15 protein-coding genes are annotated in these 12,052 nt (G+C 44.6%); 3 read left to right on the forward strand and 12 right to left on the reverse strand.

All coding sequences use genetic code 11. From position 1 onward, the window contains the following. Nucleotides 1-208 precede the first annotated feature (208 nt). On the forward strand, nucleotides 209-469 hold the full coding sequence (locus PHW04_11245; GenBank protein ID MDD2716453.1) for a DUF4258 domain-containing protein: 261 nt from the start codon (nucleotides 209-211) through the stop codon (nucleotides 467-469). Continuing rightward, nucleotides 466-663 (forward strand): DUF2283 domain-containing protein, encoded by a 198-nt coding sequence (locus tag PHW04_11250; GenBank protein MDD2716454.1) that lies wholly within the window; start codon nucleotides 466-468, stop codon nucleotides 661-663. The genes PHW04_11245 and PHW04_11250 overlap by 4 nt, the downstream gene beginning before the upstream one ends. Before the next feature lie 90 nt (nucleotides 664-753). On the opposite strand, the gene PHW04_11255 is transcribed toward PHW04_11250, so the two are convergent. The 12 genes from PHW04_11255 to PHW04_11310 all read right to left on the reverse strand — a co-directional run bounded on the left by PHW04_11255 (nucleotide 754) and on the right by PHW04_11310 (nucleotide 10,694). Further along, the gene (locus tag PHW04_11255) at nucleotides 754-858 is read right to left on the reverse strand and encodes a hypothetical protein (GenBank protein MDD2716455.1); all 105 of its coding nucleotides are present in this window, start codon (nucleotides 856-858) and stop codon (nucleotides 754-756) included. A 5-nt stretch (nucleotides 859-863) separates the two neighbouring features. Beyond that, nucleotides 864-1,046 carry a hypothetical protein gene (locus tag PHW04_11260; GenBank protein MDD2716456.1) on the reverse strand — a complete coding sequence of 61 codons (183 nt, stop codon included), beginning with the start codon at nucleotides 1,044-1,046 and terminating at the stop codon, nucleotides 864-866. Beyond that, a complete protein-coding gene (locus tag PHW04_11265) occupies nucleotides 1,043-1,183 on the reverse strand; it encodes a type II toxin-antitoxin system RelE/ParE family toxin (protein MDD2716457.1) in 141 nt (46 codons plus the stop codon). The genes PHW04_11260 and PHW04_11265 overlap by 4 nt, the downstream gene beginning before the upstream one ends. Nucleotides 1,184-1,378: 195 nt before the next feature. Then, nucleotides 1,379-1,810, reverse strand: a complete 432-nt coding sequence (locus tag PHW04_11270) for a hypothetical protein (protein ID MDD2716458.1) — start codon at nucleotides 1,808-1,810, stop codon at nucleotides 1,379-1,381. 78 nt (nucleotides 1,811-1,888) lie between these two features. Then, the gene (locus PHW04_11275) at nucleotides 1,889-2,875 is read right to left on the reverse strand and encodes a hypothetical protein (protein ID MDD2716459.1); all 987 of its coding nucleotides are present in this window, start codon (nucleotides 2,873-2,875) and stop codon (nucleotides 1,889-1,891) included. 115 nt (nucleotides 2,876-2,990) lie between these two features. Beyond that, on the reverse strand, nucleotides 2,991-4,529 hold the full coding sequence (locus PHW04_11280; GenBank protein ID MDD2716460.1) for a hypothetical protein: 1,539 nt from the start codon (nucleotides 4,527-4,529) through the stop codon (nucleotides 2,991-2,993). A 135-nt stretch (nucleotides 4,530-4,664) separates the two neighbouring features. Further along, nucleotides 4,665-6,059 carry a tail fiber domain-containing protein gene (locus tag PHW04_11285; GenBank protein ID MDD2716461.1) on the reverse strand — a complete coding sequence of 465 codons (1,395 nt, stop codon included), beginning with the start codon at nucleotides 6,057-6,059 and terminating at the stop codon, nucleotides 4,665-4,667. Then, complete coding sequence (locus PHW04_11290) at nucleotides 6,056-7,456, reverse strand: tail fiber domain-containing protein (protein ID MDD2716462.1); 1,401 nt, start codon at nucleotides 7,454-7,456, stop codon at nucleotides 6,056-6,058. Before PHW04_11290 ends, PHW04_11285 begins: the two co-directional genes overlap by 4 nt. A 24-nt stretch (nucleotides 7,457-7,480) precedes the next feature. Then, nucleotides 7,481-9,055 carry a hypothetical protein gene (locus tag PHW04_11295; GenBank protein MDD2716463.1) on the reverse strand — a complete coding sequence of 525 codons (1,575 nt, stop codon included), beginning with the start codon at nucleotides 9,053-9,055 and terminating at the stop codon, nucleotides 7,481-7,483. A 176-nt stretch (nucleotides 9,056-9,231) separates the two neighbouring features. Next, nucleotides 9,232-9,720, reverse strand: coding sequence for a type II secretion system protein (locus PHW04_11300; protein MDD2716464.1), 489 nt, complete (start codon nucleotides 9,718-9,720; stop codon nucleotides 9,232-9,234). Nucleotides 9,721-9,870: 150 nt separating this feature from the next. After that, nucleotides 9,871-10,275 (reverse strand): type II secretion system protein, encoded by a 405-nt coding sequence (locus tag PHW04_11305; protein ID MDD2716465.1) that lies wholly within the window; start codon nucleotides 10,273-10,275, stop codon nucleotides 9,871-9,873. Further along, nucleotides 10,272-10,694 (reverse strand): prepilin-type N-terminal cleavage/methylation domain-containing protein, encoded by a 423-nt coding sequence (locus PHW04_11310; protein MDD2716466.1) that lies wholly within the window; start codon nucleotides 10,692-10,694, stop codon nucleotides 10,272-10,274. The genes PHW04_11305 and PHW04_11310 overlap by 4 nt, the downstream gene beginning before the upstream one ends. A gap of 152 nt (nucleotides 10,695-10,846) precedes the next feature. Between PHW04_11310 and PHW04_11315 the strand changes: the two genes are divergently transcribed. Then, nucleotides 10,847-11,980 (forward strand): hypothetical protein, encoded by a 1,134-nt coding sequence (locus PHW04_11315; GenBank protein ID MDD2716467.1) that lies wholly within the window; start codon nucleotides 10,847-10,849, stop codon nucleotides 11,978-11,980. The last annotated feature ends 72 nt before the right edge of the window (nucleotides 11,981-12,052 follow it).

Below are 12,052 nucleotides of genomic sequence, written 5' to 3' on the forward strand. Positions count from 1 at the left end.
AGATTTGTTTTGACAGTAACCACCTTATCCGAGTATTCTGGGGCTGGATAAACAAAACGGATTTAATCAGTTTTCAAAAATGACATGCCAATTATTCAGGGCGTCAGCTATTTCCGTTCCTAATTGACGCTAATTTTCAAGTCCTGAACCCAGTTTCCGCGCTTTAATTCTCTTCCTGCCGGATTCAAATATATGTTATACTCATATTATGAACTGTATCTTTTCCTCCCATGCCATGCTGGAAATGCAGAATCGAGGGATATCTAAAAGCATGGTTGAAGCAGTACTTGCAACTCCTGATCAGATTGTCAATGAATATGGAGGATTAAAGGCATATCAGTCGAAAGCTATTTTTGAGAATCAAAAAATGTACCTTGTCAGGGTGATCGTTGATGACACACTAGATCCGATTAAAATTATAACTGTTTACAGGACCAGCAAATTTGAAAAATATTGGAGGACATCATGAAAGTGATTTACGATCCGGATGTTGATGTATTGAAAATCTTACTAAGTAACGAATCTGTCGAAGAAAGCGATGAAGACAAACCGGGTGTGATTATTGATTATGATAAAAACGGTAACATCGTAGGGCTGGAAATTTTAAAAGCCTCCAAAAGAATGGAGAATCCCCGCTCCTTCGAATATGCAGTGGCTGGATAGATTTTAAGCGAACTACATCTGTTCTAAAAAATGACAATGTCAATTGTCAACAGCCTGTCAAGACACGGTCCCTTTCTGTCCACCGTTACTTCAAGCCGGAGAAAAATTAGAGAACCTGATTTCCAGTTTTTTTCCGAAAATGTCGGCTATTTTTTGCAGCATAAAAAAGCTGACATTCTGTTTGCCGTTTTCCAGCCTGGCTATGACACTCTGGGTAGTGCCGTTTTTTTTGCAAGGTCTGCCTGGGTAAGATGAGCTTCTTTTCTCAGTTTAGCTAACTTATACGCCAAGCGCAGAAGTTCCATTTCTTTCAGATACATTTCCTTGAACTCCAGATCTTTGAGTTGTTCTTCCTTAAAAGCCGCATAATCTTTCTTCTTCATAAGTCTGCCTCCCTTGATATAAATTCTTCAAAATTTCTACTGGCTCTATTTATTTCTTTATCAGGTGTTTTGCCGGTCTTTTTCAGAAATGCGTGTAATAAGATGATCCTTTTACCAACTATCACTGAATACAACACCCGATTTTCAAGACATGACTCTAGATCCCACCTGACCCCAGATCTCACCCAGATTCCACCCCTATTGAGCAATTTCCATCACTGTTAATGTGCATCCGTAAAGATCCGGGTATGATGCTGAATACATGAGTGCTTGTGTTCCGGATTGTGAACACCATCGAATTTTTATTGTATGAGTGCCTGCGGCTACTGTGGCTAAAGAGTTTCCACCAATAGGGAGGGAACGTGACTTACCGGGGCCGCTGTCCCGATCCCTACATTGCCATTGCCTTTGATGATCATCTGAACAGGACTGCCATTGATACCTGTAAAATATATATCCGCAGCTTCAGTATTTGTTCCCCATGATTGGCCGGACTGAATCCAGATCTTTTTATCCTCATCATGCGCCATGATCTTCAGTTTGATGTCTTTTCCGTCCAGCAGCAACTTACTGACGCTGGTTCCATCGCCTAATTTCACACCCACTTCTCCTGACGAAGCTACCGAAAATATGGTTGCTCCAACCGAATCCTGCACATTAAAAGCGGATGTGCCGTCGTTTGTGTTCAATTTTGTGCAGATGTCGCCTGCGAAAGCAGAAACCAGGAACAGAGTTATCATTATGAGCAGTAAGATTTTTTTCATTTTATCCTCCGGGATGTAACTACATATTCCAAGTGTTTGCACCTGTCTCTTCTAGCTGAAGACTATAGATAAAATCGTTCAACCCTGCAGGTATCCCCAGAAACAATCGTAATTCGGGTCGTTATAAGTTGCGCCGGTTCCCGACACGTAAAAGATGCCGATGTATTCCCCGGCGTTCAGATAAACGGTTATCGTTCCCTGTAACGTCTGCCAGTAGGAGAAGCCTGTACCATAATAATAAGCCAGATAATAGTCATAATTCTTGTAGCCGATTATACAATTGTATAAGGCACTGTTTTTATAAAAGGCATATCTGTATTCCTGGGAACCGGCATATGGCAGCAGAAGATTGAATCCAAAGACATACATGCCTGCCACAGGCGCATAAAAATTTCCGTTGCTGCTGTTATAGCAATTGCCGATATTGGTCTCCACTATGTTCCAGACCACCCAACTCCCGGGGTTGTTTGTGCCGCTGAATCTTGCCACAAAAGCTGGTTGATATGGTTTTGTAACCCTTCCAGCATTGTCAATCTTCAGATCCCTTCGCCAGGCAATGGGATTTACGCCTCCACTCGCAGTTTCTATATAAGCTTCCCCGTTGGATAACACTAGTCTGGCAGCCTGCCCGCCATACCCTGCGGTATTGACATAGTTATAGGTGCTGCCGGTCGTGACATACGCATTGTTGGCAAAATACTGCACCCAGCTGCTGTCAATACCTATTCTTGTATACGCGCTGTTGACATCGCTCACTGAAGGTATGGCAATTTCACCGCTTCCCAGAGAAAGTTTGGCAGGCAATGTGGTGGTTGCAATGCCAACTTTGCCATCCACTATCAAATCCTCCGGAGTAGTGGCTTTGGCACCTGAAGAATCAAGCCTTAAGCCACCTTTCAGATTGGCGAATCCTTTGGAATCGACTGAAAATAATAATGCACTGTCCGAATCCAGTACCTTGAAAGCTCCTGATCCGTCATTCGTATTGAGCCTGGTGCAGATGTCCCCTGCGAAAATAGGTATAATGAACATCATTACTAACAGCAACAGTGTGATTATCTTCATTTATCCTCCGGAATGTATTGCTGAATAGTAACTAAAATGTTTACTGCTGTAATAATTCATTCGCATCCTAATGTTTTCCGCTCCCGATTTTCTTCTGGGATACGAAAAAAAATACTCACTTCGATTTTACTTCAAGGGCATCAAGTCGTTTCTGAAGCGTGGCAAATAGTTCATGATCTTGCTTTTGTTCTTCAATACCTTTACGCAGCGCTTCATTATCCGCTTTCAGATCGCTGACCTCGCGATTGAGTTTCTTAACTCTTTCGATAAGTCCTTTGATTCCTGCAAGGGCAATGCCGGATAGATCTCCATCAGAGATCTTGGTTTCATTAGTACCATTCAGGCCAAAAGTCGCGTAGAAATCTTCAGCAAAAGGGCCTATGTGCTTGACAGAATCACTCCCAGATGTGAAATTCCATTTCGATACTTCTAAAGTTTCGAGTTTGTTTAGAATCTGCTGATAGTCAGTCTGCATAATATTTTCCTTCATAGTTCGACTTGAAACTCGTGTATAATAACCATTTACATCTATATATGATGAATAAAGTCCCCCTATGGAGAATCCTATATAGGATCCATCTGTTTTGATGACTTGATAAATACTGGTCGGATAGCCAGGTAAATCGCCAACATCGGCAAACAAGCCCAAATATGTTCCACCCCAACCCGAAGCTCCGGTACAACGAGCGGCTATACGTCCATTCACATCCAACTTGTATGTCGGTGTTCTCCCGACACCCACATTTCCTCCATTAATTGTTAAAGATGGAGAGGCTGTTGTTTGTGGATAAGCCCATAGATTTAGCGAGGCATTTGCACCTGCTGCAGGATAGCTGACGTGGAAATCTATGCCGGCTCCATTTGGAGTCGACCAGCCTGAATTGGTCTGTCCACCGAATAAAATTCTGTTTTCCATCACAGAGGAATCGCTCAACCTGTTTGAATACATTGTTAGCATCGGGGTTGCAGCAGTTCTGTTTATTTCAAGAGCAGAACTCGGGCTGATAGACCCGATCCCGACATTGCCCAGATGGTCTATCACCATTCTGTCCTGCATGCCGCTGGTATATATGTTGGTAGTGAGAAAATGGATCTTTGTTCCATACGCCCCGCTGCCCTGAAAGAGAATTCCGCCCTGAGTGCCGCTGTCTGTAGCGGAAGTGGTAATTCCGACGAAATCGTCGGCTGTGGTACTCTGCTTGAAATGCAGACCACCATATGCGGTTCTGCCAGTTAGAGTAGAATTTGGGGAATCAAAACTGATTTCAAGGCTGGTGTTGGGAGTGGGAACGCCGATCCCGACATTGCCGTTGTTCCTTATTGTTAACAGTTCGAGCCCGTTGGCATCCAGCAGATCGTCTTCGGTAAATATTCTGAAGCGTGGAGCAGTACCATCCTGGACCTGATCGAGATTGAAATGCCTGGTGACTCCTGTACTCCTCCATTCCAGCTGCCCGCCGTCAGCGCTTGCGGCAGTTATCCGGACACTCGGGTTAATGCCTTTGGAATCTACCGAGAACAGCAGATTGCTGTCTTTATCCTGCACTTTGAAAGCACCTGATCCGTCATTTGTATTGAGCTTGGTGCAGATGTCACCTGCGGAAGCAGGGATTAGAATCAACGTTATCATCATGAACAGTGTTATTTTTTCCATTTTCCCCTCAACAACGATTGATCTAACATCTCTTGTTATGCCGTATTTGAAACAAGTCCTTTCTGTCACCCTTCACTGAATATGGCTGGTGTAAATTAAATCGCCATAGGTTCTTTTACAAGATTCCATCTTCTTCTACTTCGCTGCGAGCTGATCCTGGATCTCGTTCTGCCGCTTCAATTCAACTTTCAACGATTCTATCTTCTTTCGCTGCTCTTTAATCGCTTCAATCAATAAAGGTACAAGTTTTTCGTAATACAACCCTTTATATCCATCTTTATCTGTAGTCACTAATTCAGGAATAATCTTTTCCACTTCTTGAGCGATCAACCCAACCCGAGTGCCTGTTTCAAACCCTTTAGTCTGATTTTCCTCTTTTTTCCATTCATAGGTGACTCCTTCCAGTTTACAAATCTTACCAAGAGAACCTGTCAAAGGAGTAATATTTTTCTTCCACCGGACATCAGAATGACCCCCATAGGGACTGTAAATGTAGCCAGCCACCTGCAAAGTATACCCGGCATTATTCTGCATTCCGATACCTACAGGACCTGCAAAGATTGCACCACCCCACGAAGCTGGAGCTCCACCTGAATACCCTACGGTTAATCCGGCATTGCATCCCAGCACTTGGTCAATCCAAACATATTTTGGATTATATGCTCTAATCCAAGTTGTATCTGACATATACCAGCCCCCGCCATAGCTGTCATTATAAAATCCTGCACCTTCGCTCGTTCTTAGCCACCCACCATTTGCATAAACTTCCCCGTTAACAGTCAATTTATACCCTGTCGTTGCTCCGCCGACAGCGACATTGCCTCCATTGTAATGAATGTAAGTATTGGTCGGATTTAAATAATTAAGGTACAAACCGCATGCGGGCGCAGAATCCAGATGAAGATTACCATTTGTGGATAAAACCTGGGCAGTCGAAGCAACACCCTGATTTCCACCAGCTCCAACATATAGTTTACCGCCTGAGGTATTGGGTCCGTATAGTGCAAGTGATGAATCACCTGCAGAGATTTGAAGCTTCGCACCAGGGCTCACAATCCCGATTCCGAGATTGCCGGACGAAGTAAAACGTGCAGTTTCCATAACTGCACCCGCGTTCCTGGTTTGAATGGCGAGATCTGCGGAAACCTGGGAAGTTGTATGACTTGAGAATATTGTGCAGATCCCTGCCCCGGCTGCCGTCATACCGCTATTGTCATTGGTGTTGAATGATAATCTGCCGAAAGTGTTGTTAGTCAAACTAGTGTTTGTGAGAGCCAGAAGAGAGCTTCTCAAAGTGTTTGCAGCAAACACTTCAGCACTTGGATTTAAAACATGTAGAATCGATTGAGGGCTCCCAGTTCCTATTCCGATTTTGCCGCTTGAATCCACTGTGAATAGCAGCTTATTGTCAGAATCCAGAATTTTGAAAGCGCTGGTTCCGTTATTTGTGTTGAGCCTGGTGCAAATGTCTACAGCAAAAACAGGGATTAAATATAGAGATACTAATAAAAGCAGTGTTATTTTTATCATTTAATCGCTAGTTTCTCCAGAGCATCGTTTCTCCGCTTCAATTCAGTCTCCAAGGAATCGATAGCCTTCTGCTGTTCTTTGATTGCTTCAATTAAATAAGGCACTATTTTCTCGTAGTAGATCCCTTTAAATCCTTCATTGTCCGTAGTCACCACTTCTGGAATAATTTTTTCCACTTCCTGGGCGATCAGTCCAACTCGCTTGCCGCTTTCAAACATTTTGTTCGGTACTTTATCCTTTTTCCATTCAAAGTTAATTCCCTGCAGTTTGGAAATTTTCTCAAGAGAATCTGATAAGGGTGTGATGTTTTTCTTAAATCTAACATCAGAATAATATCCATAACTATAGACATACCCATTTACATATAATGCATAACCGGTACTATTGTTACTGGTTCCAATGGCGACTGGACCTGCAAATATTGCACCACCCCACGAACCGGGAGCAGCACCACCATATCCAACTGTCAATCCGGTATTGCATCCCAATACCTGATCTACCCATACGTATTTACCATTGTAAGCTCTGATCCAGGTTGCATCGGTCATGTACCAACCCCCGGCATAGGTTTCGTTAAACCATCCAGTAGCACCGCTCGTTCTAAGCCATCCTCCATTAGCATAGATATCGCCCGCCACATGTAGTTTATAAACAGGGTTCACGGCTCCGATCGCAACATTTCCACCGTTGTAATTGAGGTAAGTATTTGTTGGTTGAAAATAATTCAGATACAAATTACATGATGGTGCTGAATCAAGATGAAGATTGCCGTTTGAGGATATAATCTGTGCAGTAGATGCTACTCGCCCCTGATCTGTAGCTGCTCCCACATAAAGTTTGCCACCCCATGTGGCATTTGGTCCAAATAATGCAAGTGATGAATCACCTGCAGAGATCTGAAGCTTTGCCCCTGGGTTAGATATCCCGATTCCGAGGCTGCCTGCTGCCGTAAAGCGTGCGATTTCTGCAACTGTACCAGCATTCTTGGTTTGAATCGCAAGGTCTGCCGAAACGGCATTGGTCGTATGGCTCGTGAATATGGCGCTGAGCCCGGCTCCAGTGGCCAATACACCGCTATTATCAATTGTGTTGAACAACAGTCTGCTGAAATTGTTGGTAGTAGTATTGGTATTAGTGAGCGCAAGGAATGCACTGCTCAAATTGGTTGCTGAGAAAACTTCAGTACTTGGTCCTGATACCTGGAGGATCGATTGCGGGCTACCTGTCCCTATCCCAACCTTGCCGCTGGAATCGACTGAAAAAAGCAATTTGCTGTCTTTATCCTGGATTTTAAAAGCGCTTGAGCCGTCATTTGTATTGAGTTTGGTGCAGATGTCGCCTGCGAAAGCAGGGAGCAGGAACAACAGTATCATAAAGAACAGTACGATTATTTTCATATTACTCTCCATCAACATTCAACATTATTCATAATACTTATGATGAGCACTGGGTAATCGCTTGAAACTGCAAGGCACTGGCGGAAAAAAAGCCTGATAATGGAAAGCTGCGCTGATCTCGGAGCTGCCTATATTGTCCGGCACTCTTGAGAAAATCACTTTATTGCCGGGCGAACTTCCTGTATTTGTGATCGTAAGATTGTCTGCGATTACTGCCCCCCGGAACAGGGCCGTGAGATTGAAAGTCTGAGTGTTGCCGAGACTGACATTGACAGCCCCTCCTGCATAGACCAGTCCGTTATGTTCGATCACCACGGATTCAGTTCCTTTTGAACCTGAGTAGATAAAGCTGATGTTGCCGGTTGCGATCAGATTCAGCCGCTGTGAGGCCGACATGCTCTCAGGGCCGTAAACCGTGATGTTCCCTGCGATCAGAGTAGTGTCACATCCATTCGTAATTGCAGCATCACCGATCTGAGTGAGATCTATTACCACCGGATTATTTCCATAATAAAGAATCACATTGGGATATTTTGTATAAAAATCGTCCAGAAGATCGGTCACATAGAAACTGATTCCAGATTCAGTAACATAAGTGCCGATCTTACCGGCATAAGCCGTAAGGTGAGCGGGCAGATAGCATTCTGCGGTCAGATTCTGCTGCACATCCAGTATGATCTCACCGCTTAATGTAATGTCACTGGCAATCACCTTGAGATTTCTGTCATGCGATGCGAGATTGTTGGATCCATAGAGAATGGTATTTGTTTCAATGGAAGTGCCGATCAGATAAATCACTTCTCTGGAATGACTGTAGATTTCAGCAGTAGTCTTGGTAAGATAACAGTTTTCGCAGGTCTCTAAAATCTCACCAGTCAGATGAGCCGGATATGTTGTTTCAAAGGTTCCAGCTGGCTGGGAATTGAAGCGTTTAACATAAAAATTCTTGATCCGGTCTGATTGGAATGCGTAAGAGTCATCAGGAAGAAATTTCAGCGGCAGATACTGGGGGTTTGTGTCAGCATCAACTGTATAAAAAGTGTTCTCTTTGGTAATGTCACCATCTTTTAAAACAATATAGGGAGTGTAAGACAGGGAAAAATCGTTTTCCAGCACAAGCGGTTTGTTGTAAATAGAGGGCAGTACTGCGTTTTCACTGGTGAAAATCCGGGGTTCGAATTCCTCAGTGCCATAACTCCTCCACAATCCGTCTGCAAGCTGGTATTGATAATCTATTACTATATTCTGCTCCAGCGTGTCTTCCCTGCCTGTAAAGATCATTTCAGTGGTGCTGATTCCAGGAATGAAAAAATCGGTCTTCCCTCTCGCGCTGTTCCATGATATGCGGGATTCACTGGTGGAAAAAGTCATTGCAGCAGGTGAAAATTCGGTTTCCAAAGAACCAAGGAAATAGGAAGAATTACCTGCAGCTTTGAGTTCGTTGCGGTATTTCTCCTCGATCCTGATGCCGGCAAGAGAAGCATTCCTGGCGATATTCACGAATCCGACCAGGGCGATCACTGCCCCAAAAATCAGGATCAGGGCGATTACCAGGATGCCGCCACGATTCTGCCTTAAAAAACGACTGCACAATCTCATTAAAAATACCCCTGCAAATTCGGGCAGACACATGGGTCTGCCCCTACGATTTCACCATTCACTATTCACCATTCACCTGAATCTTCCTCACCCAGACGCGATAAATTGTAGAGTATCTTCAATTACTATTGTTAGATCCTCTTATCCATGAAGCCAAAGGCTTCATGGGCGCGTCTCTACCGCTGCGGCGCTACGCCTGTCCTGAAATCCACGTTCACGAAACCGTCTTCCACTGCTATCCGCACCAGGTAGAATTCGCTGGAAACCCTGGTCACTTCAAAGGCTGTCACCCTGTCGAGAAGAACTTCGAAAGCAGCATCGTTCACAGTCCTCCTGATTTCTCCGGAAAATAATCCATTGGAATCAGTGGCAGACACAAATTCATAATCAATTTCCTTGGTGTCGATTGGCGACCTGTGCATCACGAAGTCCACTTCGTTAGTGCCTGTCACAATAATCTCATCCGTATCGCTGGTTTTCATCTCCCTGATGATCCGCTCCAGGGCCATCTGGGTTTCCATGCCTCTCTGGACCATGCCACAGGACTGAACATAGGCTGAAATGCCAGACTGCAGGATCCGGGTGCCCAGCAGGCAGACAATGCCCACCAGCGCAATGGTCAGCAGCAGTTCGAAGAGGGTTAATCCCCTGGCATTCATTTTCATATTCAATCCCAATTCATGGGCAGACACAGGGGTCTGCCCCTACGTTTTATCATTTTCCAATCACCCTCCCACTTCGCTATGCTCCGTGGGTAAGAATCTGTAACCAAATTCTGCGAATTTGTAACAGCTTCTATATCACCATTCACCATTTCACATTCCCTTAACCCTGTATGTAAATTCATAAATATTCGCTCCCATGGTGCCGTCGCTTTTCATCAGGCCGTTACCGCTGGGATCCATTTCCCCGCTGCCGTTCGTGACCTCGACAGTGATGCTGAATCTGCTCGCATCTTCAGAGACTAATGTTCTTCTTAAATAGCTGTAATCCCGGTCGCGTACTTCGGTCGTTCCTGTGATGAAATTAGCGATCAACGAGGTCTCAGAAGTTGCCATCAGCTCTGCGATCCTGGCCCTGGCTGAATTCAGTCCCTGCACCCGTTCGCAGAACATGGAGCCTGCCCTTGTGCTGTTGCCAAGCACTACCAGAAATGACCCGGAGAACACTCCAACTATGGCGATGGTGATCAAAACTTCCATCAGGCTGAGACCCCTCATTGCGTAACCCTCCCCAGTGTATTCACTGAGAATTGCACTGTGGTGCCGCCTCTCTGCAGGCTGAAACCGATGGAATCAGAAATTCCGCCGAATTTATCAAAAGTGATTGTATGAGGAATAGTTACTGCCACTTCACTGCTTGTCAGATCAGCGAATGTCACCCCGTAAGGAAGAGTTACACTCCGCCCGTCAAAGAGATCATATGTTGAAGCATTGAGTGTGATGATCTCCGGAGTTTCCAGGGAATAAGCCTGATAGCGGGTAGAGGTGAGATCTGCCTCCAGCTTCTGCCTGGCGTTCTGGAATTCCCAGTCGCCGAGGATGCCGGAAACTGACGGGCCAGCCACATAGGCCAGCAAGCCTACAAGGGCGATCACCAGCAGCAGTTCCATCATAGTAAAGGCATTGTGATCGTGCATGGGTACATTTTACAACATGGATAGGGTTTTGGCTACAGTATTTTTAAGAATAGTGAATAGTGATCAGTGAATAGTGATTAGAAATTCCAGTGTCTTTCGCCATTCACCAAATCACCATTCACTATTCACTTCCAAAAGCGTATCCTTTTTACATGAAAAAAATCACAGTTGTTTTAATAATCTCAACCCTGGTCCTGGAAATATTCTATTTCCGCCTGAAAAGCACGCCTGCAGGGGAATCCAAAAAAATTGAAATCAGGCTGGCTGAAATTGAGGATTCGATCTTTCACGGCTATTCCGAAAAACCGCGCCTTCAGTATACAGAGCTGTTAAATGAATTTCCGGAAAATCTGAGCATCCGCAGGTCGTTAATCCGGAGTATCCCCGCTGAGACTGATCCAAAATCCCCTTTATACTCAGTTTCCAGCAGCTTATTCCTGGCCAGGCATACTGGGGGAACACTTGACAAAACCGCTGGAGAAATCCTGACAGGAGCGCTTTTCGAACAGTCAACCAGCAAAGACCTTCTTACAGAGATCATAGAAGTCCTGGCAGAACGCTGCCCTGAGGCAGTTCCTGTCTGCCGGAAATATATTGCAGATCGAAATTCCAAGTATCGGCTTCCATCATACAGGCTTCTTAAAAAAATGGGTGCGCTGTCGGAAACTGAAGAGGCCTCCTGCCATTATGCAGACCTGCTTACAATCCATTATGGTATTTCCAGCTGTGAAATTATCGATGCCATTGCTTACTTTGATCGGGAATCCGGAAGGCCGGACTGGGAAAAGTTCAAACAAACCTTTGCTTCATCGTCAATGGACACTGTCGAAAACATAGTCCCGTATGAATACCTGGATGGCCCGGCCTCTGAAGTCTCACGCGTGCTTGTGAGTTGCTTTTTTCCTGAAATCAGGAAAACTCTTTTATACTGCTTTGACCAGCCGGAACCTAAATTGCGATACAATGCGCTAAAAGCTCTGAAACTGGCAAATTACCAGGATCTGGATTTTTTCAAATTTCACAGAGTCAATCTCACTTATTTCAACCCGGCCTGCAAATCATGTTCCTTTCAGGCTTACTTCAAACTCCATAAAATTTCAGTCGATTTTTTCATTTCCCAAAAAAACGGACCAGGATCAAGTGAAGCACTGAAAAATCTGCTGGACGGAAATGTTTTTTTAACTGAAATCATCGCAGGTCTTGAGCTGGAATATCTGAAACCTGCCGAAGAGGCGCTTTCATACCTCAACGCGGGGATCAGGGAATTTCCGGCTCAGCACAAGTAAACAATTTAGTAACAACATTCTCTTTTCCGCAGTATAATTAATTTAAGGGAGAATCCTGATCCTGGGAGGGAT

The sequence above is a fragment of the Candidatus Wallbacteria bacterium genome (genome assembly GCA_028687545.1).
Taxonomy (GTDB): Bacteria; Muiribacteriota; JAQTZZ01; order JAQTZZ01; family JAQTZZ01; genus JAQTZZ01.